This is a genomic window from Bradyrhizobium sp. USDA 3240 (assembly GCF_054063295.1).
On sequence record NZ_JBSSGD010000002.1, the window covers coordinates 5,312,759 to 5,334,438 of the forward strand.

The window sequence follows — 21,680 nt, forward strand, 5'->3', positions numbered from 1 at the left end:
GTGGCTTGCGGGTTTAACTTCCTGTCATGGAGATTAACATCCGTTCAAGTGTCTCCAGCCGGTCGGCCTCGCGCGGCGGCTTGTCCCAGCGCAGGCGGCTGATCCGGGGAAAGCGCATCGCGACGCCGGATTTGTGACGCGGCGAGCGCTGCAAGCCCTCGAAGGCGACTTCCAGCACCAGCCCCTGATCCGGCTCGTGCACGACATGTCGGACGGGACCGAACTTCTCGGTGGTGTTGCGGCGGACGAAGCGATCGATCTGCAAGAGCTCCTCGTCGGTGAAGCCGAAATAGGCTTTGCCGACCGGCACCAGCTCGTCGCCGGCCTCGCCGCGGGTCCAGACCCCGAACGTGTAGTCGGAGTAATAGGACGAGCGCTTGCCGTGACCGCGCTGGGCATACATCAGCACCGCGTCGATGATGTGCGGATCGCGCTTCCACTTCCACCATGGGCCCTTCGGCCGTCCGGGCAGATAGGGCGCGTCGCGCCGCTTCAGCATCACGCCTTCGACCGCGTCGGCATCGTCGCCGGCGCCCGCGCTCTTCGGATCGGCGCGCGCCGCGGCCAGCTCTTGCCAGCTTGCGAACGGGACCGTCGGCGACAGATCGATGCGCGGATCGTTCAGCTTGGCGACGAAGGCTTCGAGATGCGCGCGGCGTTCGGTGAAGGGCTGCTCGCGCAGATCGTTCTCGCCGTCGCCGAGCAGATCGTAGGCGCGCAGATGGATCGGGAATTCCTTGATCAGCTTCGGCGAAACGACTTTGCGATTCAGCCGCTGCTGCAACACGTTGAAGGTCTGCACGCGGCCGTCGCGGAGCACCAGCAATTCGCCATCGATCGCGCCGGGAAGATGCAGCGACGGCACGAGGTCGGGGAAGCTGCCGGTGATGTCCTCGCCGGTGCGCGAATAGAGCCGCGCCTGGATGTGGCCGCGCGTGTCGTGGCCGGCCACAGCCTGCACGCGGATGCCGTCCCACTTCCATTCCGCGCTGAAATCGGCAGCGTCGAGATTGGCGAAATCGCCATCCTCGATCGCATGCGCCAGCATTACCGGGCGGAACGGCGTCGGGTCGCTATTGACCGGCTTGTCGCCGCGCCCTTCGAGCCAGGCGAACAATTCGAGATAGGGCGGCGACAGGCCCGGCCACATCAGCTCGATCTCGTGCGGGTCCTTGTCGCCGAGCGCCGCCGCTGCGGTCTTCGCCAGCCGCGCCGAGATCCCGATCCGCATCGCGCCGGTGACGAGCTTCAGCAGCGCCCAGCGCCCGGTCTCGTCGAGCTCGTCCAGCCAGCGCGCCAGCTGCGCCGGCAGTTCGGCCTTGCCGAGCGTGCGCAGCGTGGTGACGACGTCGGTGAGGGTGGGAGGCGGCGGGTTGTTGTGGCCCGGCAGCTCCGCCTTCGGCCACATCAGCGCGACGGTCTCAGAGAGGTCGCCGACGTAATCATAGGCGTAGCCGAACAGCACCGGGTCGGTGCGTTCGGTGATCAGGTCTCGGATCAAGCCCGGCTTGGCGTGCTTGAACGACAGCGCGCCGGTCAGCGCCGCCAGCGCGTAGCCGCGGTCGGGGTCCTCGGTCTCGCGGAAATAGCCAACCAGCTGCTTGATCTTGTTGTTACGGCCGGGCTCATAGGCGAGGCGGTCGAGCAGCTCGGCAAAGCGATTCATGGCTTCTTGGTCTCGCCGGCGGGCTGGCCTTCGCCGGTGGGCTCCGCCTCGCCAGTGACCGCCGTCGTCTCGCTTTCGTCCTCGTCGCCATAGCCGACCAGATCGAGCGGCCGTGCGGCAAGACCCTTGCTCTTGCACCAATGCACCAGCGCGTCTTCCTGGCCATGGGTGACCCAGATCTCGCCGGCACCGGTGGCTGCGATCGTCGCCGTCAGCCCGTCCCAGTCGGCATGATCCGAGATCACCAGCGGCAGCTCGATGCCGCCCTGCCGCGCCCGGGCGCGCACGCGCATCCAGCCCGACGCAAACGCCGTGACCGGATCGGGGAAGCGCCGCGTCCAGACGTCGGAGGTCGCGCTCGGCGGCGCCAGCGTGATGGTGCCGGCGAGTTCGGCCTTCTTCATGCCGCGCGCGGGCCTGAGCTCGCCGAGCGGAATGCCGCGTTCCTGATAATAATAGGTGATCTTCTCCATCGCGCCGTGCAGATAGATCGGCGCGTCGTAGCCGGCCTCGCGCAGCAGCGCGATCACGCGCTGCGCCTTGCCGAGCGAATAAGCGCCGACCAGATGCGCGCGCTCCGGAAACAGTTTTGCGGAGGCCAGCAGTTTCTTCACCTCATCGGCGGCATCGCCATGGCGAAACACCGGCAGACCGAAGGTTGCCTCGGTGATGAAGACATCGCAGGGCACCAGCTCGAACGGCGCGCAGGTCGGGTCGCGCGCGTCCTTGTAGTCGCCGGAGGCGACGATGCGGGTGTCCTTGCAGGTGACCGATATCTGGGCGGAGCCCAACACGTGCCCGGCAGGATGAAACGTCACCGTGACGTCGCCGAGCTTGATCTCCTCGCCGTAAGCGACCGCCTGCACTGAGCCGGCGAAATTCTCGCCGTAGCGCAGCCTCATCATGTCGAGCGTTTCCTGGGTCGCAAGCACCGCGCCGTGGCCCGGCCTGGCATGGTCGGAATGGCCGTGCGTGATCAGTGCCCGCTCGACCGGCCTGACAGGATCGATGTGGAAGCCACCAGGCTTGCAGCAAAGCCCGGCCGGGACGGGCATCAGGATGTCTTGCGGGAGCATTGTCACAATATAGGTGCTCCCTCGGCGATGTTTAGCCGTCGCGAGTGGGCTTGACCGGCGCTTCCATCTCCGGAAAAAGTCCATGCTTTGATGGATGGCCGGACCTGGCCAAGATTGGTTCCCTAAGAGAAAATGGCCCCCCGCCTGTTTCTGTCCTCCGGCGACCTCGTTGCCGACCGCCGCTACGAGTTCGCGCGCGACCTGCAATTGAAGGGCGATCTGCCGGCTGCCGCCGGGCTGCTCGAACAGGCGATCGAGCTGGTGCCGAAATTCCCGTCGGCCTGGTACACGCTGGGCAAGATCCGCCTCGAGCTCGGCCTGCGTGAAGCCGCGATCGCAGCCTTCCGCGCCGCGCGCGACGCCGATCCGGAGGACCGCCATGGCGCCGGCCTGCATTTGATGCAGCTCGGCGTCGAGGCCGTCAGCGCGATGCCGCCGGGCTATGTGCAGACGTTGTTCGATCAATATGCGCCGCGCTTCGAGGCCGCGCTGGTCGGCGATCTCGGCTATCGCGGCCCGGCGCTGCTGTTCAAGGCGGTGCTGTCGGTGCGCGCGTCGGCGAGGAAGCCGGCGTTCTTCAAGCGCGCGATCGATCTCGGCTGCGGCACCGGCCTCGCGGCGGCTGCGTTCGCTGATCACGTCGATCGATTCATCGGTATCGACCTGTCGCCGCGCATGATCGACAAGTCGCGCGCGACCGGGCTCTATGCTGAGCTCAAGGTCGGCGATATGCTGAAGGGCATTTCAGGCAAGCCGGACGCCAGCGCCGAATTGATCCTCGCGGCCGATGCGATGGTCTATGTCGCCGATCTCGCACCCCTGCTCGTCGAAGCCGCGCGCGTGCTGGTGGCGGGCGGCGTGCTCGCTTTCACCACGGAGACCCATGACGGCGAGGGCGTCATCCTCGGCGAAGGGCTGCGCTACGCCCACAGTGCGCCGTACGTGCGGGCCTCCGTCGCTGCCGCCGGGCTGACGCTGGCTCTGCTCGACGATCTCTCGGCGCGCAATGAAGACAACATCCCGGCGCCCGGGCTTGTCGCCGTCGCGACCAAGGCGTGATGCTCTTACCCTCCCCTGGAGGGGGAGGGTCGGTTCGCATGAAGCGTAGCGAAATACGAAGCGGGGTGGGGTGATCTCTCAACACGGGCAGCGTTGTTCGCGGAAGGACCGTCACCCCACCCCGCCTCACATCTCGCTACGCTCAATGTGAGTCGACCCTCCCCCTCCAGGGGAGGGTGAAGCCGCGATCCCATACATCGCTCTCTCAACTTGAGTCTACACGCTACGCATTTGCCGTGACGCGGCATTGCGCCGCAAAGCGGTGACTTCGCGCTTGCCCGGCGCAGGGCGGAATGCGAGAGCTTTTCGCCTCAGGGAGAGAAGCAATGAAAAAACATACGCGGCGCGAGTTCGGCGCCACCGCATTGTCCGTGATCGCAGCGTCCGTGCTGTCTGCGCCGTCCGTCCGGGCCGCCGACAAGAAGTACGATCCGGGTTCGAGCGACACCGAGATCAAGCTCGGCCAGACCGTGCCGCATTCCGGCCCGGGCTCGCTCTATGGCGTGCTGGGTCGGGTCGGCGAAGCCTATTTCCAGATGCTGAACGACAAGGGCGGCATCAACGGCCGCAAGGTGAAATTCCTCACCATGGACGACGCCTACAGCGCGCCGAAATGCGTCGAGGCGACGCGCCGTCTGGTCGAGCAGGAGGAGGTGCTGGCGCTCTATGGCTCGCTCGGCACTGCGCCGCAGACCGCCGTGCACAAATATCTCAATTCCAAGGGGGTGCCGCAGCTGTTGCTCAACACCGGCGCCTCGAAATGGAACGATCCGAAGAACAATAAGTGGACCATGGCGGGCCTGCCGCTCTATCCGACCGAAGCCCGCATCCTTGCAAAACACGTCGTCAGCGTGAAGCCGAACGCCAAGATCGGCATCCTCTATCAGAACGACGATTTCGGCCGCGACTTCCTCGGCCCCTTCAAGAAGGTGCTGGCCGATGCAGGCGGCAAGGCACAGGTGATCATGGAGCAGACCTACGATCTCACCGATCCGACGGTCGATTCCCAGCTCATCAATCTCTCGAAGTCGGGCGCCGACGTGTTCTACAACATCAGCACCGGCAAGGCGACGTCGCAGTCGATCCGCAAGGTGGCCGAGCTCGGCTGGAAGCCGCTGCAGCTGTTGTCGGCAGGCTCGACCGGTCGTTCGATCCTGAGCGCTGCGGGCCTCGAGAACGCCAAGGACATCGTCGCGATCCGCTACAACAAGGAAGTCGGCGTGCCACGCTATGAGAAGGATGCCGATGTGGTCGCGTTCGAGGAGTTGCGCAAAAAGTACCTGCCGAACATCGACCCTGATAACACCATCGCCTTTGCCGGCTACGGCCAGGCGGCGACGATGGGCGAAATCCTGCGCCGCTGCGGCGACGACCTGACCCGCGCCAACGTGCTGAAGCACGCCACCACGCTGGCCGGTTTCCACTCGCCCTATTTCCTCGACGGCATCAATTACAGCTATACGCCCGACGACTACACGCCCATGAAGACGCTCTACGTCTCGATCTTCAACGGCAAGGACTGGGATCTCTTCGGCGAGCCGATGACGGAGTAGGGGGGCGCTGCGGCCGCCTTCTGCGGATCTCTATCCCCGTCATTGCGAGCGAAGCGAAGCAGTCCATCTGTCCCCGCGGGGAAAGATGGATTGCTTCGTCGCTGTGCTCCTCGCAATGGCGGCGGAGAGAGGGTCCACAGGCGCGGGGCGCGGCTGCTCTGTGCCACCTGCTGCCATTCTTGCGCCCCTCGACGAAGCCCGCTGAACCACCTACCTCTTGGGCGTGTCGACGCTCGATCTCTTTTCCGTACCGCCGTCGGAAACGGCCGATCTCTTGCCGCGCCGCTTTCGCGACTGGTTCGCCTCACGCGGCTGGTCGCCGCGCGAGCATCAGCTCGCGCTGCTGGCGAAGGCGCGCGAGGAGCGTTCCGCGCTGCTGATCGCGCCGACCGGCGCCGGCAAGACGCTGGCAGGGTTCCTGCCGACGCTGGTGGAGTTGGCGGGCGAACCGGGTGGCAGCAAACCGCTCCGGCTAGCGAGTGAGGCGGCTGTCGCAGCCGATCCGAGGCCAAAAGTCGTCTCCACCGGCCGCGGCGTTCGCCGCTCAAGCGGGCTGCATACGCTCTACATCTCGCCGCTGAAAGCGCTCGCGGTCGACATCGCGCGCAATCTGGAGACGCCGGTGGCCGAAATGGGGCTGCCGATCAGGATCGAGACCCGCACCGGCGACACGCCGGTGTCACGGCGGCAGCGGCAGCGGCGCTATCCGCCGGATATTCTGCTCACCACGCCGGAGCAACTGGCGCTGCTGTTGGCGTCCGACGACGCGCCGTTTCTGTTCTCCTCGCTGAAGCGCATCGTGCTCGACGAGCTGCATGCGCTGGTCACCTCCAAGCGTGGTGATCTGCTGTCGCTCGGGCTTGCGCGGCTCTGGACCATTGCACCGCAGGCGCGCGCCATCGGTCTTTCGGCTACGGTGGCCGAGCCGGAACAACTGGCGCGTTTCCTGGTGCCGCAGCCGGGCGTTGAGAGCGTATCCGCCGACGTCGTGATCGCCGGCGGCGCCGCGCCGCCGGTGGTCGAGATGCTCGACACGCGGGAGCGGCTGCCATGGTCCGGCCACAGCGCGCGCCACGCACTGCCCGAGGTCTATGAGCTGATCAAGCGCAACAAGACCACGCTGGTGTTCGTGAACACCCGCAGCCAGGCCGAGATGCTGTTCCAGGATCTCTGGCGCATGAACGACGACGGGCTCGCAATCGCGCTGCATCACGGCTCGCTCGATGTCGCGCAGCGCCGCAAGGTCGAGGACGCGATGGCCGCCGGCCGGCTGCGCGGTGTGGTCTGCACCTCCTCGCTCGACCTCGGCGTCGACTGGGGCGATGTCGACCTCGTCATCAATATCGGCGCCCCAAAAGGCTCATCGCGGCTGATGCAGCGGATCGGCCGCGCCAACCACCGTTTCGACGAGGCCTCGCGCGCCGTGCTGGTGCCGGCCAACCGGTTCGAGGTGCTGGAATGCGCCGTCGCGATCGACGCCATCGCGGAGAATGCGCAGGACACGCCGCCCTTGCGCACGGGCGCGCTCGACGTGCTGGCCCAGCACGTGCTCGGCTGCGCCTGCGGCAAGCCGTTCCTGTCCGATGAACTCTACGATGAGGTCAGGACCGCCGCGCCCTATGCGTCGCTGACGCGAACCGATTTCGATGACGTCGTCGATTTCGTCGCGACCGGCGGCTACGCGCTGAAAACCTATGAGCGCTTCGCGCGCATCAAGCAGGACAAGCAGGGCCGCTGGCGCGTCACCAATCCCAAGGTGCGGCAGAGCTACCGTCTCAATGTCGGCACCATCGTCGAGGAGACCATGCTGAAGGTGCGGCTGGTGCGCTCGCGCGCCGGCGGGAGCGGATCGACCGGCGCGATCGCCCGTGGCGGCCGGATGCTCGGCGAGATCGAGGAGGTCTTCATCGAGGGTCTCGTGCCGGCCGACACTTTTGTCTTTGGCGGCGAGGTGGTGCGCTACGAGGCCTTGGTTGAAGACCAGGTCTATGTCTCCCGCGCCAATGACAAAGATGCAAAAGTGCCGTCCTATATGGGCGGCAAGTTCCCGCTGTCGACCTATCTCGCCGAACGCGTCCGGAAACTGCTCGACAACAGCAGGGCCTGGAATGGATTGCCGGACCAGGTGCACGACTGGCTGTCGCTGCAGCGAAAGTTCTCGCGGGTGCCTGCGGTGCGCGAGCTGCTGGTGGAAACCTTTCCGCGCGGCGGCAGCCATTATCTGGTCTGCTATCCCTTCGAGGGCCGGCTCGCGCACCAGACGCTCGGCATGCTGCTGACGCGCCGGCTGGAGCGCGGCCGCGCCCGCCCGCTCGGCTTCGTCGCCAATGAATATGCGCTCGCGGTCTGGGGCGTCGGCGATCTCTCCTTCATGATCCGGAACGGCAAGCTCGATCTCAACGCGCTGTTCGATCCCGACATGCTGGGCGACGATCTCGAGGCATGGCTCGCGGAATCTGCGCTGATGAAGCGCACGTTCCGCAACTGCGCCATCATCTCGGGGCTGATCGCGCGCCGCTTCACCGACGAGGAGAAGTCCCGCCGCCAGGTGCTGTTCTCGACCGATTTGATCTACGACGTGCTGCGCAAGCATCAGGCCGACCACGTGTTGCTGCGCGCCGCGCGCGGCGATGCCGCCACGGGATTGCTCGATCTTCGCCGCCTCAGCGACATGCTTTCGCGCATCCACGGCCGAATCACCCACAAGGACCTCGACCACGTTTCTCCGCTTGCCGTGCCCGCACTGCTGGAAATCGGCCGCGAGTCAGTTTATGGCGAAGCATCCGACGAGCTTCTGGCCGAGGCGGCCGAGGAACTCGTGCGGGAGGCGACGACATAACTCTGGGGACAGGACGTGACGGCAGGCGCGCTAGCTTTGCGAGACGGTGACGAGATGCGCGTTTCGATGGTCACGGTGGCGGATGTCGGCTTCGTGGCGGATTGCTCCGGCGCGCTGTTCTGGGAAGAGCGGAGCCTGCTCGTCGTATCCGACCTGCATCTGGAAAAAGGCTCGAGCTTTGCTGCCCGCGGCGTGCTGCTGCCGCCTTACGACACGGTGGCGACGTTGAGCCGGCTTGCCGCGGTGATCGCGCGGCACGATCCGCGGCAGGTGATCGCGCTCGGCGACAGCTTTCACGACCGCGATGCGCATGCGCGCCTGTCGGAGCCGGATCGCGAGGCGCTCGCGGCACTGCAAGTGCGCCGCAACTGGATCTGGATCTCGGGCAATCATGATCCTGCGCTGCCGCCCAGTCTCGGCGGCGTGGTCGCGACCGAGGTTGCGATCGGCCCGATCGTGTTCCGCCATGAGCCGACCGGTGCTGCCGGCGAGATCGCCGGCCACCTTCACCCCAAGGCGCGGGTGCCGACCCGCGGCCGCTCGATCGAGCGGCGTTGTTTCGCGTCCGACGGCGAACGCGCGGTGATGCCGGCTTTCGGTGCCTACACCGGGGGGCTCAGCATCCGCAACGCCGCGTTCGCGCGGATCTTCGGATCACCGGGTTTTGTGGCCCACGTGCTCGGCGACAACCGCGTCCATGCGTTTGCGGCGACGCGGTGTTATTGAGCCTTTTCCGTCATTCCGGGGCTCGCGAAGCGAGAGCCCGGAATCCATTAGGCCGCATCATCCGTGGATGAATGGATTCCGGGCTCGTGCTTCGCACGCCCCGGAATGACGGATGGATAATCTCACGCCGCCTTCGCCTGCACGCTCTCGCAATACTCCGCGAGCCGATCCGCCAGCCGTAGCGTTGCGGGGCTGGCTTCGGGGGCGGCGATGAGGGCGACTTCGGTGCGCTCGATCGGCGCAAAGCCGTCCTTTGCCGTCAGCACGCGATGCTCGGCCTGGATCGACATTTCGGACAGGATGCTTAAGCCCAGGCCTGCGGCGACCGCGGCCTGGATGCCGGCGAGGCTCGAGGAGGTGTAGGCCATGTGCCAGTTGCGCCCCGCGCGCTCCAGCGCATGGACGGCATGGGCGCGATAGAGGCAGCCCGAGCCGAAGCCGATCAGCGGCACCGAGCCGGTCGCCGTGTCGCGCGGATGGCTCTTGCTGGTGACCCAGTGCACCCGTTCCGGCCACACCGCGATGCCGCCCTTCTCGCTGGCGGCGCGCTTGATCAGCGCGAGGTCGAGATCGCCGCGCTCGAGGTCGCGGTAGAGGAACAGGCTCTGGCCCGAGCGCACGTCGAGCCGCAAATTCGGGTGGCTGCGCGCGAAGGTCGCGAGCAATCTCGTCAGCCGGTAGGCGGCAAAATCCTCGGTGATGCCGATCCGGATCGCGCCTTCGCTGCCGGGGCGCGAGAGCACGTCGCGGGCCTCTTCCGCGAGTGACAGCAGACGCCGCGCATAGGTCAGCAGCCGCTCGCCGGCCTCCGTCGGGGTGACGTCCTTGCCGCTGCGGATCAACAGCGGCTGGCCGACATCCTCCTCCAAGCGCTTGATCTGCTGGCTCACCGTCGATTGCGTGCGGTGGACGCGCTCTCCGGCGCGGGTGAAGCCGCCGGCATCGACCACCGAGACGAAACTGCGCAGGAGCTCCAGGTCGAGCATCGCAGCCTCCATTTATAAATCCACTGGAGGCCAGTCTATCATTTAATTTCCTAATATCAAGGTGCGGGCCTAGATCAGGGGCAGAGGAGAACCCCCATGTCTGTTGCCCCCGCTGTCGCGATGCCCCGCACCCGCTTCAACACGTTGCCATTGTTGATCACCTTGTTCTGCCTGCTCTGGAGCTACGCCTTCGTCGCCGGCAAGATCGGCGTCACCGATTGCCCGCCGCTGATCCTGCTCGCCGCGCGTTTCTCGCTCGCCGGAGTCCTGATCCTCGGCATCTCCATGCTGCGCCGGGATCAATGGGACCTCACCTGGCGCGACGCGGCGGTGTTCGCCGTGATCGGCGTCGCCAACAACGCCCTCTACCTCGGCCTCGGCTATACCGGCCTGAAGACGGTCTCGGCCGGCCTCGGCGCGCTGATCGTCTCGGCCAACCCGGTCTTCACCGCCATGCTGGCGGCGATGTTCCTCGGCGAGAGCATGACCCTGCGCAAGGTGATTGGTCTCCTGCTCGGCATCGCCGGCGTCGCCTTCATCGTCTGGCATCGCCTCAAGATCGGCACCGACAGCCCGCACGGCATCCTCTTCACATTGGCCTCGCTCGCCTCGATCGTCGCCGGCACCATGTTGTTCAAGCTGCTGGCGCCGAAGGGAAGCCTGTGGATCGGCAACGGCATCCAGAATATCGCCGGCGGCCTTGCGGTGATGCCGTTCGCCTTCACACTCTCCAGCGTCGGCGACATCGTACCCAGCATGCGGCTCGCCGGCGCCTTCGCCTTCCTCGTGCTCGGCGGTTCGATCCTGGCCTATCTGCTCTGGTTTCATCTCCTGAAAGTGTGTGGCGCGACCGCCGCAAGCGCCTATCACTTCCTGATGCCGCCGCTCGGCATGCTGTTCGCCTATCTCGTGCTCGGCGAGCATGTCGAATTTCGCGATCTGCTCGGGATCGTTCCGGTCGCGCTCGGCATTTACCTGGTGACCCGCCCCGCCGCGGCTTCGCCCAAGAGGAGTGTCACGTGAGCATCACCATCACCCTGATCGGAGGCCCGACCGCCCTGATCGAGATCGACGGGTTCCGCCTGCTCACCGATCCGACCTTCGATGCACCCGGCGACTATCAATTGCCGCACGTGAAACTGGAGAAGCTGACGGGACCCGCGCTCAGCGCGGGTGACGTCGGCGAGATCGACGCGGTGCTGCTGAGCCATGACCAGCATTCCGACAATCTCGACCATTCCGGCCGGGATTTCCTTAAAAGTTCGAAGCGCGTGCTGACGACGGAGGCCGGCGCCAAACGGCTCGGCGGCAATGCCGAGGGTTTTGCGCCCTGGGCCTCGACCACACTGACGAAAGGCGGCCGGACGCTCACCGTCACCGCGACGCCGGCGCGGCACGGGCCCGCGGGCATCGAGCCGTTGTCCGGCGATGTCATCGGCTTCGTCCTGGAGCCTGCCAAGCCCGGCCGTCCGGTCTATGTCAGCGGCGACACCACCTGGTTCGACGGCGTCGCCGAGGTCGCGCGGCGCTTTGCCTGCGGCGTGGTGCTGCCGTTCGCGGGCGCAGCGCAGACCCGCGGCCCGTTCCATCTCACCATGGACACTAACGATACGATCGAGACCGCGCGCGCCTTTGCGGACGCGGTCATCGTGCCCGTCCATACCGACGGCTGGGCGCATTTCCGGCAGGACGCGAACGACCTGCGCGCGAGTTTCGACACGCTCGGCTTCGGCCGCCGTCTGCGCATCCTCGAACCCGGCATCGCCACGGTCATCGAGGGTTAGGTTTCATCCCAGGAACCTTGGCGGTATCCGGTCCGTTGTCAGGCGGCTGGAACCGGACATGACGCCGCAAGAGACGATCTCGCGACACGACAAGGACGGAGATGGGTCGGCGGGGAAGCCGCGGCGCGAGCCGTTCAGCTTCAACCGCGTCGTGAAGTCGCTCGGCCCCGGCCTGATCACCGGCGCCTCCGATGACGATCCCTCGGGCATCGGCACCTACAGCCAGGCTGGCGCGCAACTCGGCTACGGCATCGGCTGGACCATGCTGCTGACCTTCCCGCTGATGACCGCGATCCAGGAGATCTCCGCGCGGGTCGGGCGTGTCACCGGGCACGGCATCGCGGGCAACGTCTGCAAGCATTATCCGGGCTGGCTGCTGATCATCGTGGTGACGCTGCTGTTCATCGCCAACACCGTCAACATCGCCGCTGACCTCTCGGCCATGGCGGACGCGACCAAGCTCCTGATCGGCGGTCCGGCCATCCTCTATGTCGTGCTGTTCGGCGTGACCTCGGTCGCCGCCCAGATCTTCATGAACTATCGGCGCTACGTCGCCGTCCTGAAATGGCTGACGCTTAGCCTGTTCGCCTATGTCGCGGCGCTCGCCTTTGCCAAGGTGTCATGGATGCAGGCGCTGGCCGGCGTGCTCGTTCCGCGCCTGACCTGGAGCTCCGATTATTTCACCACCATCGTGGCGATCTTCGGCACAACCATCTCGCCCTATCTGTTCTTCTGGCAGGCCTCGCAGGAGGCGGAGGAGCAGCGGGTCGACGTCACCAAGCATCCGTTGATCGAGAAAGCTTACGGCGTACGGCAGGAATTTTCCCGCATTCGTGCCGACACCATCACCGGCATGGCGTTCTCCAACCTGATCGCCCTGTCGATCATCGTCACTGCCGCCGCATCCCTGCATGCCGCCGGCAAGACCGATATCCAGACCTCGGCGCAGGCCGCCGAAGCGTTGCGCCCGATTGCCGGGCCGTTTGCCGAGGTGATCTTCGCGCTCGGCATCGTCGGCACCGGCCTCTTGGCGATCCCGGTGCTCGCGGGCGCGACCGCCTATGCGGTCGGCGAGGGCCGGCGATGGCCGGTCGGACTGGCGCGCAAGCCGAAGGAGGCGATCGCGTTCTATTCGGTGCTGGCGCTGTCGGGCGGCATCGGCATCGCGCTCAACTTCACGCCGATCGATCCGATCTCGGCGCTGTACTGGAGCGCGGTCGTCAACGGCGTGCTTGCCGTGCCCGTGATGGTGCTGCTGATGGTCATGGCCCGCCACAAGGAGGTGATGGGCCGCTTCGTGATCGGCGGGTGGCTCTACTGGCTCGGCTGGCTCTCGACCGGCGCGATGGCGCTCAGCGTGATCGCGATGGCAGTCGGGGTGCTTGTTTGATCCTTGCGATCAGAACAGCGAGCTATCGATCCTTGTCGTCGACTTGACCTTCCGCAGGATGATGGTCGTGCGGTAGCTCGCGATATCGGTGTCCGGATGCATGAGGCGGTCGAGGATGAACGATTGATAGCTTGCGAGATCTGAGGATACGACCCGCAGCGAATAATCCCAATCGCCGGCGATCATGCAGCACTCGACGACCTCCGGAAGGCCTGTGACCTTCTTCTCGAAGCGCGCGAAGGATTCCCTGTTCTGTTGCTTGAGGCGGACCTCGACGATCACGTCGAACCCAAGGCCAACTCGCGCAGCGTCCACTAGCGCCACATAGGAGTTGATGACGCCGGTCTCTTCCAAGGTCCGGACGCGCCTCATACAGGGGGCAGACGAGAGGCCGATCCGTTCGGCCAGCTCGAGATTGGTGATGCGTCCCTCGGCTTGCAGCACGTCGAGGATTTTCCGGTCGATCTCGTCGATCACGATCGTGATTCCCACTTATTTCGCATTTTCTGCCTTGTGCGCAATTAATTGCAGAATGGGTGGCGAAATGCATCTCAAATCGCAATGTCCCTGCTACGCAACACGCATAAGATGCCCTGCGAGGGCCTCTCATCGGGGCGACTGAGCAGCAAGGGAACGGGCATGACCGGAAATGACGACAAATCCTTTTGGGATCGCGCGCGGCGTCACCTCATCCGCTATGGCGGGACGTTCGCGCCTGTGATCATCGAGCGCGCCTCCGGTTCCTTCGTCTATGACGCCGACGGCCGCGCCATCCTGGATTTCACGTCCGGGCAGATGAGCGCCGTGCTTGGTCATGGTCACCCGGAGATCGTCAAGACCATCAGCGAGCACGCCGAACGGCTCGACCATCTGTTCAGCGGCATGCTGACGCGTCCGGTCGTGGCGCTCGCCGAAGCGCTCGCGGAGCTTTTGCCGCTGGGGCTCGATCGCGTCTTGCTGCTGAGCACGGGGGCTGAGTCGAACGAGGCGGCCATCAAGATGGCCAAGCTCGCCACCGGCGGCTTCGAGACCGTCGCGTTCGCGCAGTCCTGGCATGGCATGACATCGGGTGCCGCCGGGGCGACCTATTCGGCCGGCCGCAAGGGCTATGGTCCGGCGCCGGTCGGCTCGCTCGCGATCCCGACGCCGAACCCCTATCGGCCCCGCTTCGGCCATGCGGCCGATTGGCGGGCCGAGCTGGCCTACGCCTTCGATCTCGTCGATCGCCAATCGACCGGCGCGCTCGCCTGCATGATCGCCGAGCCGATCCTGAGCTCCGGCGGGCTGATCGACCTGCCGGAAGGCTACCTCGCCGCTCTGAAGGAGCTGTGCCGCGCGCGCGGCATGCTGCTGATCGTCGATGAGGCGCAGACCGGCCTTGGCCGAACCGGCGCCATGTTCGCCTTCGAGCGCGATCGTGTCGTGCCTGACATCCTGACCCTGTCGAAGACGCTCGGCGCAGGCCTCCCATTGGCCGCGGTCATCACCTCGGCCGAGATCGAGGAGCGCTGTCACGAACGGGGCTTCCTGTTCTACACGACGCATGTGTCGGACCCGATGCCGGCCGCGGTCGGGCTGAAGGTCATCGAGATCATCCTCCGCGACCGGCTGGTCGAGCGCGCCGGGATCGCGGGGGCGCGGCTGAGGGATGGGCTCCTCGCCCTGCAGAACCGGTTCGAATGCATCGGTGACGTCCGCGGCAGGGGGCTGATGCAGGGCATCGAGATCGTGCGCGACCGCTTCAGCAAGGAGCCCGACGAAGCGCTCGGCACGCGTGTGTCGCAGCGCTGCCTGGAGCTCGGACTGAGCACCAACATCGTGCAGTTGCCGGGCATGGGCAGCGTCTTCCGCATCGCGCCGCCGCTGACGATCAGCGACGACGAGATCGATCTCGGCCTCTCGATCCTGAGCGACGCGTTCGAGAGCACGTCGCAGCAGAGGCGTGACTGATCAATCCTTGCGGAACACGATCGAGGCCATCCAGCCGGTCATCAGCGCCATGAAGGCGGTGACGAGGCCGTAGACCAGGCCGTTCTGCCGCGCGGTGGTGGCGACGAACTGCTCGAAGCCGACCTTGACGATCTCGAAGGCGGTCTCGGTCTTGGTCACCAGCGCGCCGTCGGAAAACAGCTTGATCTCGACATTGTAGGTGCCGATCGGCACCTCCGCCGGCAGCGGAATGCCGGTGCGGAACAAGGTCGGGGTCAGGAACGTCACCGCCGAGGTCGCCTCGCGGTACAGCCCGTGTTCGGAGCGCAGCCGGACGAAGGCGCTGCGGAACGGATCGTTCGGCACCACGTCGGCAAAGTCGGGCCCGACCCGCTGCATCAGCAGCACGTTGTTGAGCCCGAGCTGCTGCCGCCGCTGCACCTCCGGTGAGGCGATCTGCTCGAACGGACGATTGGAGAACAGGGCGAGATAGCCCGGCACCTGCAGGAACTGCCGCGAGTCGGTGTTGATCCAGATCCCGAATTTGCGCTCCTTGCGCCGCGTCACCATGTCGGCGCGCGGGCCCGACACCGTGACGACGAGGTCGTAATTGCCGCGGGTTGCCGGCGTCTTGTCGTCCTTCTCGACCGAGCCGAACAGCACGAGCTCGCCGCCGGAATAGTTCGGCGTCACCGTGACGCGGTGGTTGGAGACCGACACGATCAGCCGCTCGGCACGCGCCGGTACCGCCGCCATGCTGGCGGCGACGAGGCCGATGATCGCAAGCGCCGCGTGCGGCCTCATGGCGGGGCTCCGCCGGTTTCGCGGATACTGAACAGGTCCTGGGGCCGGATCACCAGCTCGACGGCAAAGCGGATTCCGACCGCGAGCACGAGCAGGCCGAGCAAGAGGCGGAGATGCTCGCCGCGGATCTTCTGGCCGGCGCGGGCGCCGAACTGTGCGCCGGTGACGCCACCGATCATCAGGATCAGCGCCAGCACGGCGTCGACCAGATGGTTGGTCACCGCGTGCAGCATGGTCGCGAACACCATGGTGACGAGGGTGAGCACCATCGAGGTGCCGATCACGGTCGAGGTCGGCACCCGCAGCACATAGATCATCAGCGGCACCAGGATGAAGCCGCCGCCGATGCCCATCACCGCACCGATGAAGCCGATCACGAGCCCGACCACGACGACCGGGATGACCGAGAGGTAGATCTTGGAGCGCTTGAAGCGCAGCTTCAGCGGCAGGCCGTGGATCCAGCCATGGCTGCCGGGCTTGCGCAGCGTGACCGGGCCGCCGCGCCGGGAACGCAGCATCGCGCGCAGGCCTTCCCAGAACATCAGCCCGCCGACCGTGGTCAGCAGGATGACGTAGGACAGCGCGATCATCAGGTCGAGCTGGCCGAGCGAGCGCAGGAAGGTGAAGGTCCACACGCCAAGCGCAGTGCCGATCGTGCCGCCGACCAGCAGCACCGCCGCCAGCAGCGGGTCGATCGCGCGCCGGCGCCAATAAGAGATCGCGCCGGAGAATGAGGAGGCCGCGATGTGGCTGGCAACCGAGGCCACCGCGACCGCGGGCGCGATGCCGACGAAGATCAAGAGCGGCGTCATCAGGAAGCCGCCGCCGATCCCGAACATGCCGGAGACGAAGCCGACCGCCGCGCCCATCGCCAGGATGAGGAAGACATTGACCGGAATGTCGGCGATCGGGAGGTAGAGCTGCACGCGCGTCGCTTCTTGTCGGTTCGCCACATGCTGGGGCGCAAGGCCGCATCACGGCGTGATGTCGTTCTGGTCGGGCATTCTCCGGCTGAACGAATCCGGTCGGCGCGCAAGAAGCAGGCGAACGCGGGTCGATTGCCGCGTTCTTGCATAACCGAAATCGGCGAGGGGAGGGACTAAAGATTCCGCCTCGGGTGGCATTTTTCGCCGCACGTGGCAGCTTGGCTGCGGACGTGGTTGATAATTCAGATTAATGACGCCCGTGCTGGCTCAGGGCCGATCGACCGGCTTGGTGATCAGGTTCAGCGCGAGCGCTTCCTTCGGGCTCAGCCAGCGGATATCCGAGGTCTGCGACATCGCTTCCACGATCCCGGAGGCGACGCCCATCTTGGTCATGTAGCCCAGCACCATACCCTGGATGCGTTGCGCCTCCGCGAGGGGATCGCTGACCGGTGTGCTGGTCGTGAAGCGATGCACGCCGAGCCGCGAGCCCGCGATGCCATAGCGGGTCTGGCCGCCGGCATAGACCAGCACACAGGCACTGGCGCAGGCAGAAGGGCGGAGCTTGCCCGAGGCGTCCGCGGTAGCGACGGCGGTGACGAGCCCATGTGAGCGGATGACCTCGCCCATGATCGCCGCCTGGTTCAGCGCACCGCCCTGCGACGACAGCAGCACGGCATCACCAGGTGCGAGACGCGCCTCGCTCAGCCGGTCGCGGAACCAGCTCGCGCTGGCCGAGCCGATCTTGCCGCTGATCGCAAGCGCACGCCGGCCGCGGCCCGACCCGTCGATGTCGACATCAGGAATCACAGCCGAATTCATGCTCGCCGCGATATAGGTCTCGCGCCAGAAGTCCCAGGCGCCCGGCTTCGACAGGTCGCGATAGGCCTGAATGGCGACGCTCGACAGCAGCAGCACGAAGATGATGACCGACCAAAGCGAGAACCGGAAGGTGCGGGGCGGCGATGCCGCATTTCCTTGCGGGGGCGGACGCGGAGAGGAAGGCGGAGGCTTGGGAGGCGCGGCAAACGGCGACGGCCTCTCGCGCGGCGGCGCGACGCGGGGTCCGGTCGGCGACGAACGATGGCCCGTTCCATCATCCTGACGATCGTCGACAGACAAGCCTGCCCTCCGGAACGCGTGCGCCATTGGCGCTGGGATATGCGCCTGTCTACACGGCGGAAGGGCGGAGGGCTAGGACGGCGGCGCCGTCAAGGCGCCGCAGCAGCTTTCAAATAAGTGAGATCAGTGTGCGGCCAGCGCCGCAGTTCGCTTCGACGGTGGCTTGACGGACTTCGCCGCCGCGGGCTGCACGGGCGCGCCGTCCCAGCCGCCGGCAGGGGCCGGCACGTTGACCGCATCGCTCGGCTGCGGCTCGGGAGTGAAGGTCTGGATCGCAAGCTTCGCGGCCGCGAGCGACTGCGGGTCGAGCCGCTTGGCGATATCGTCGCGCTTGTGGCCGGCGTCGGCGTCGCCCTGCGCGGCCGCGAGGCTGAACCACTTGAACGACTCGGCGAGGTTCTGTTCGACCCCGATGCCGCGGGCATAGAGGATGCCGAGGTTGACCTGGCTGTCGGCGACACCGCGATCGCCGGCCTTGCGGAACCACTGCGCGGCGCTCTTGTAGTCGGCGCCCTTGCCGCCGCCATCGGCGTCGAGCACCGCGAGGTTATGCATTGCCTTGGCGTTGCCGCGCTCCGCAGCCTGCACGTAGTAGCGCCGTGCGACATCGAAGTCGCGCTTCACGCTGAGGCCCTTCTCGTAGAAGGTGCCGAGCCGGAACATCGCGGGCACCACGCCGGCCTGCGCCGCGCGGCCATACCATTTGGCGGCTTCGTCGACATTGGCGGGCACGCCCTTGCCTTCGGCAAAGCGGACGCCGACCTCATAGGCCGCGGCCGCATCGCCCTTGATCGCAGCCGCGCGCAGCGCGGGACCGCCGATCGCGTCGGGCAGCTTCTCACCCGCCGGAATCTGGATCATGGCGAGCTTGCCGCCGAGCGGCGGCGCGGTTGGGATCGTGCCGGTGATATCGCTGGCGGCGGCGAGCGGTGCCGCAGCCGGCTCAGGCGCCGCGGCGGGCGCGGGAGCCTGCGGGATCGTTACCTGCGCGCTGTCGAGCGTGTTCGGCGCCGCCGTGTTGTTGGACTGGCGGCCGAGCGGGGTCGGCGAGGTCATCGACGGCCCGGGCACTGACGGCCCGGGTGCACTGGACGGCGCAGGGGAAACGGAGTTCTCGGCGGGCGGCTGCACGGGCAGCGCTGCCGGTTGGCTGTGCTCGATCGCCGGCGCCTGCGGCGCGGAGCTGGTGTCGAGCAGGTTCATCGCCATCTTGGCGGTCGAGAGCAGGATCACGACCACGCTCGCGCCGACCAGCAGCGAGCGGATCTTGGAGGTGATGGTCGAAGGCTGGGCTTCGGCAGCGCCAGTCGCCGCCGCACCAGTCGCGGGCGCGCCGGCCTTGCCGGCGGCGGCCTTCGCGGCCTTGTCGGCCTTCTCCTTGGCCTTTGCGGCAGCCTTGCTCGCTGCCCGCGCGGCCTTGTCGTTGACGGGTTGCGCAGCGGCGGCCTGCGCGGCACGGCGCGCGGCGGCGATGAAGCTCGAGGTCGAGACCGGCTCCTTCTTGCCGGCGGGAAGATCAGAGATCGCACGCTCGGAATCGGCGATCCGCTCCGACGGCGACGACGCGCGGCCCGAGGGGCGGGTACCCGGCTCGAGCGGATGATCCGGCGGCAGTTCCGGTGCGATCGCAGCGCGCGCCGAGGCGGCATGCGGCTCGAGGATCTCGCTGATCGCGCGCGGCGGCAGCGGCGGAGGCACGGTCTCGACCGGCTGCGCGGCATGGAATTCGCGCGGCGCCGACATGAAGTGCTCCTGCGCGAGCGCAGGATTGGGCAATTCGGGCCGGTACGAATCAGGCCTGTATGCTTCAGACTTGTATGATTCAGGCTGCGCGGTCGGCTGCGGCATCGCCGCGCGCGGCATCTCCATCCGCGGCGCTTCCATCCGCGGTTCGGCATAAGCAGGGGCGGGCGGAGCCGGCGGCGCGGTGCGCACGGTGCGCAGATCGTTCTCGATCATCGCCAGCCGATCGACGACATGGCCGAGCGTGTTGTGAACGGTCTCCAGCGAATCCTGGGTGCGGCGATCGGTCTCCGACTGGCTGAAGCGGATGTCGGACAGCTCGCGCTTCACCAGGTCGACGATGCCGCTGTCCATCATCGGCTGCGGCGCGGCGGTGTTGCGGGTGGCGTCGGCGAGCGAGGCGAGATGGGCGTGCTGCGCCTCGAGGTGCCGCATGATGTCATGCAGCCCTTCCTCGACCCGGCCGAGATTGCCGGAGCGCTGGTCGGCGGACTCCAGGCGCTCGAGCAGATACGAGACGCGCTGCTCGAGATGGGTGAACGCCGACGAGCTGTCGTTACCGACCTGCATGCGGTCGATCCGCTCCGACAGCGAGCGCAGCGCGCCTTCGATGGCGTCGGTATTGTCGTAGCCGGCGACCGGCCGCTCGCGGGTCTCCAGCGTCGAGGCCAATGCGGCGATGCGCTGCTCGATTCCGGCGAAGGCATCGACGTGGGACTCGGCGCGCGACATCTGCGACAGTTGGTCGACTTTCGCGGCGAGCGCATGCACGTCCCCGGAGAGCTGCAGCAGCGCGTCATTGGAGGCGACATTGGAGACGATGGCGCGGAGCGCCGCGATTGCGCTCTCGAGCTGATGCACCGTCGACGGATCGTCGTTGGCGCGCAGGATCATGTCGAGCTTGCCGCCGAGATTGCGGATCGCCTCGTCATAGCCGGTGAGCTGCTCGGCGGGCGTCAGTGTGCGCAGCGCCTCGCGGATTTCCGACAGCGCGCGTTCGATGCCGGTGATGACTTGGCCCTGGCCGTTGCTGCTGTCCTGGCGGATCTCGTCGATCCGGTGATGCAGCGAGCGGATCTCGTTCTCGATCGATTCGATCGCGCGGCGCGGCATCGCCTCGGTGATCGCCTGGCGGATTTCGGCAAGCTCGCCGCGGAACGCGGCAATCGATTGCTCGATATGGTCGGGCCGCTGCAGCGCCTCGATCTGGCTCGTGATCTTGAGCAAATGCCGCTCGAGCGAGGAGAAGTCGGGCCCGGCGGGCGCAGCCGGCGGCGGCGCATAGGCGGCCATCGGCGGCGCCGATTGCTGCATCGGGGGCGCACTGCGCGGCGGCATCTGCCGTGCTGCTGATGCGTCGAGCTCGTTCTGGCGCGCGGCGATCTCCGCGATCGCGGAATCGAACGACGCCGGGCTCAGCGGCGGCGAGGGTCGATAGACCTGGGCTGCGGCGCGCTCGACCGCTTCCGCCTGGCGCAGCCTCTCTTCCAGTTGCCGGTCCTGCATCTGCGGCTCCCGCTGCATCTGCGCTTCACGCATCGGCTGGGGTTGCGGCTCGCGCGCCGGCTGCGGTCGCGAAATCTGCGACAGCCGCGCATCGAGGCGCGAAATCGCGTCGTTCAGCTGCCGTGCGACGGCGGGCTGGCCGCGCGGTACTTCGGCGCGCACGGCTTCGGCGCGCGACATGGGTTTTGCGATCTGTTCGATCTGGCGGGTGATCGCGTCGAGCCGCTGATGGATGTCGGCGACCTCGCGGCTTTCCCGGCTCGGCATCGGCTGCCGTTGCTCGGGCGCCGTGCGCCAATCCGGCGGGCTCGGCTCGCCGACGGTGGAATTCAGCCAGTCGTTCAGCGACATGCCGGCGCGGCGCGCAGCCGCCTCGGCCCTGTCGCGGACGGAGGGATCGATGCCGTCAACACTCCACGATACGCGCGAATTCATGATTCCGTCCGGTCCCGACTCCGGCGCTACACCCTGCGCCCGCAGCCTCCCCGCGCATTCCCGTTAAGAGACAATCGAATTCTGCGCTGGTCGTCTGCTTCAGCTGCTGACTTTTTCCCGTCACGGTAAATAACGGGTT

The 21,680-nt window shown here is 66.7% G+C and carries 16 protein-coding genes; 8 read left to right on the forward strand and 8 right to left on the reverse strand.

What is annotated here, in order from left to right; all coding sequences use genetic code 11:
• Positions 1-13 precede the first annotated feature (13 nt).
• Entirely contained in the window at positions 14-1,666 is a 1,653-nt protein-coding gene (locus tag ACVIGA_RS25725; RefSeq protein ID WP_456668475.1) for a cisplatin damage response ATP-dependent DNA ligase, read from the reverse strand.
• Positions 1,663-2,742: a ligase-associated DNA damage response exonuclease gene (locus tag ACVIGA_RS25730; protein WP_456670888.1), complete on the reverse strand. Its 1,080-nt coding sequence runs from the start codon at positions 2,740-2,742 to the stop codon at positions 1,663-1,665. Before ACVIGA_RS25730 ends, ACVIGA_RS25725 begins: the two co-directional genes overlap by 4 nt.
• A gap of 132 nt (positions 2,743-2,874) precedes the next feature.
• Here ACVIGA_RS25730 and ACVIGA_RS25735 point away from each other — a divergent pair, with 132 nt between their 5' ends.
• The 4 genes from ACVIGA_RS25735 to pdeM all read left to right on the forward strand — a co-directional run bounded on the left by ACVIGA_RS25735 (position 2,875) and on the right by pdeM (position 8,919).
• The gene (locus ACVIGA_RS25735; protein ID WP_456668476.1) at positions 2,875-3,801 is read left to right on the forward strand and encodes a methyltransferase domain-containing protein; all 927 of its coding nucleotides are present in this window, start codon (positions 2,875-2,877) and stop codon (positions 3,799-3,801) included.
• Positions 3,802-4,127: 326 nt separating this feature from the next.
• Positions 4,128-5,354, forward strand: a complete 1,227-nt coding sequence (locus ACVIGA_RS25740; protein ID WP_456668477.1) for an ABC transporter substrate-binding protein — start codon at positions 4,128-4,130, stop codon at positions 5,352-5,354.
• 223 nt (positions 5,355-5,577) lie between these two features.
• Positions 5,578-8,193, forward strand: a complete 2,616-nt coding sequence (locus ACVIGA_RS25745; RefSeq protein WP_456670889.1) for a ligase-associated DNA damage response DEXH box helicase — start codon at positions 5,578-5,580, stop codon at positions 8,191-8,193.
• Between the two features lie 54 nt (positions 8,194-8,247).
• Positions 8,248-8,919: a ligase-associated DNA damage response endonuclease PdeM gene (gene pdeM / locus ACVIGA_RS25750; RefSeq protein WP_456668478.1), complete on the forward strand. Its 672-nt coding sequence runs from the start codon at positions 8,248-8,250 to the stop codon at positions 8,917-8,919.
• Positions 8,920-9,041: 122 nt separating this feature from the next.
• Here pdeM and ACVIGA_RS25755 read toward each other — a convergent pair whose 3' ends face one another.
• Positions 9,042-9,905 carry a LysR family transcriptional regulator gene (locus tag ACVIGA_RS25755; protein ID WP_456668479.1) on the reverse strand — a complete coding sequence of 288 codons (864 nt, stop codon included), beginning with the start codon at positions 9,903-9,905 and terminating at the stop codon, positions 9,042-9,044.
• Positions 9,906-10,001: 96 nt separating this feature from the next.
• Between ACVIGA_RS25755 and ACVIGA_RS25760 the strand changes: the two genes are divergently transcribed.
• The 3 genes from ACVIGA_RS25760 to ACVIGA_RS25770 are packed head-to-tail and all read left to right on the forward strand — an operon-like array spanning position 10,002 to position 13,079.
• Positions 10,002-10,928 carry a DMT family transporter gene (locus tag ACVIGA_RS25760; protein WP_456668480.1) on the forward strand — a complete coding sequence of 309 codons (927 nt, stop codon included), beginning with the start codon at positions 10,002-10,004 and terminating at the stop codon, positions 10,926-10,928.
• Positions 10,925-11,689, forward strand: coding sequence for an MBL fold metallo-hydrolase (locus tag ACVIGA_RS25765; protein WP_456668481.1), 765 nt, complete (start codon positions 10,925-10,927; stop codon positions 11,687-11,689). The genes ACVIGA_RS25760 and ACVIGA_RS25765 overlap by 4 nt, the downstream gene beginning before the upstream one ends.
• A 58-nt stretch (positions 11,690-11,747) precedes the next feature.
• Positions 11,748-13,079 carry an NRAMP family divalent metal transporter gene (locus ACVIGA_RS25770; protein WP_456668482.1) on the forward strand — a complete coding sequence of 444 codons (1,332 nt, stop codon included), beginning with the start codon at positions 11,748-11,750 and terminating at the stop codon, positions 13,077-13,079.
• Positions 13,080-13,088: 9 nt separating this feature from the next.
• Here ACVIGA_RS25770 and ACVIGA_RS25775 read toward each other — a convergent pair whose 3' ends face one another.
• Entirely contained in the window at positions 13,089-13,571 is a 483-nt protein-coding gene (locus ACVIGA_RS25775) for an Lrp/AsnC family transcriptional regulator (protein ID WP_456668483.1), read from the reverse strand.
• Between the two features lie 147 nt (positions 13,572-13,718).
• Here ACVIGA_RS25775 and ACVIGA_RS25780 point away from each other — a divergent pair, with 147 nt between their 5' ends.
• A complete protein-coding gene (locus ACVIGA_RS25780) occupies positions 13,719-15,029 on the forward strand; it encodes an aspartate aminotransferase family protein (RefSeq protein WP_456668484.1) in 1,311 nt (436 codons plus the stop codon).
• Here ACVIGA_RS25780 and ACVIGA_RS25785 read toward each other — a convergent pair whose 3' ends face one another.
• The 4 genes from ACVIGA_RS25785 to ACVIGA_RS25800 all read right to left on the reverse strand — a co-directional run bounded on the left by ACVIGA_RS25785 (position 15,030) and on the right by ACVIGA_RS25800 (position 21,541).
• Positions 15,030-15,812, reverse strand: coding sequence for a TIGR02186 family protein (locus tag ACVIGA_RS25785; protein ID WP_456668485.1), 783 nt, complete (start codon positions 15,810-15,812; stop codon positions 15,030-15,032).
• On the reverse strand, positions 15,809-16,738 hold the full coding sequence (locus tag ACVIGA_RS25790; protein ID WP_176528822.1) for a sulfite exporter TauE/SafE family protein: 930 nt from the start codon (positions 16,736-16,738) through the stop codon (positions 15,809-15,811). Before ACVIGA_RS25790 ends, ACVIGA_RS25785 begins: the two co-directional genes overlap by 4 nt.
• Positions 16,739-17,005: 267 nt before the next feature.
• A complete protein-coding gene (locus ACVIGA_RS25795) occupies positions 17,006-17,857 on the reverse strand; it encodes a hypothetical protein (RefSeq protein ID WP_456668486.1) in 852 nt (283 codons plus the stop codon).
• Between the two features lie 123 nt (positions 17,858-17,980).
• On the reverse strand, positions 17,981-21,541 hold the full coding sequence (locus ACVIGA_RS25800; RefSeq protein ID WP_456668487.1) for a hypothetical protein: 3,561 nt from the start codon (positions 21,539-21,541) through the stop codon (positions 17,981-17,983).
• Between the last annotated feature and the right edge of the window lie 139 nt (positions 21,542-21,680).

Bases quoted from the DNA above. Each gene is read 5' to 3' on its own strand.
- ACVIGA_RS25730 (WP_456670888.1), bottom strand. From the start codon at position 2,742: ATGCTCCCGCAAGACATCCTGATGCCCGTCCCGGCCGGGCTTTGCTGC.
- ACVIGA_RS25760 (WP_456668480.1), top strand. From the start codon at position 10,002: ATGTCTGTTGCCCCCGCTGTCGCGATGCCCCGCACCCGCTTCAACACG.
- ACVIGA_RS25740 (WP_456668477.1), top strand. From the start codon at position 4,128: ATGAAAAAACATACGCGGCGCGAGTTCGGCGCCACCGCATTGTCCGTG.
- pdeM (WP_456668478.1), top strand. From the start codon at position 8,248: ATGCGCGTTTCGATGGTCACGGTGGCGGATGTCGGCTTCGTGGCGGAT.
- ACVIGA_RS25800 (WP_456668487.1), bottom strand. From the start codon at position 21,541: ATGAATTCGCGCGTATCGTGGAGTGTTGACGGCATCGATCCCTCCGTC.
- ACVIGA_RS25735 (WP_456668476.1), top strand. From the start codon at position 2,875: ATGGCCCCCCGCCTGTTTCTGTCCTCCGGCGACCTCGTTGCCGACCGC.
- ACVIGA_RS25770 (WP_456668482.1), top strand. From the start codon at position 11,748: ATGACGCCGCAAGAGACGATCTCGCGACACGACAAGGACGGAGATGGG.
- ACVIGA_RS25755 (WP_456668479.1), bottom strand. From the start codon at position 9,905: ATGCTCGACCTGGAGCTCCTGCGCAGTTTCGTCTCGGTGGTCGATGCC.
- ACVIGA_RS25725 (WP_456668475.1), bottom strand. From the start codon at position 1,666: ATGAATCGCTTTGCCGAGCTGCTCGACCGCCTCGCCTATGAGCCCGGC.
- ACVIGA_RS25780 (WP_456668484.1), top strand. From the start codon at position 13,719: ATGACCGGAAATGACGACAAATCCTTTTGGGATCGCGCGCGGCGTCAC.
- ACVIGA_RS25785 (WP_456668485.1), bottom strand. From the start codon at position 15,812: ATGAGGCCGCACGCGGCGCTTGCGATCATCGGCCTCGTCGCCGCCAGC.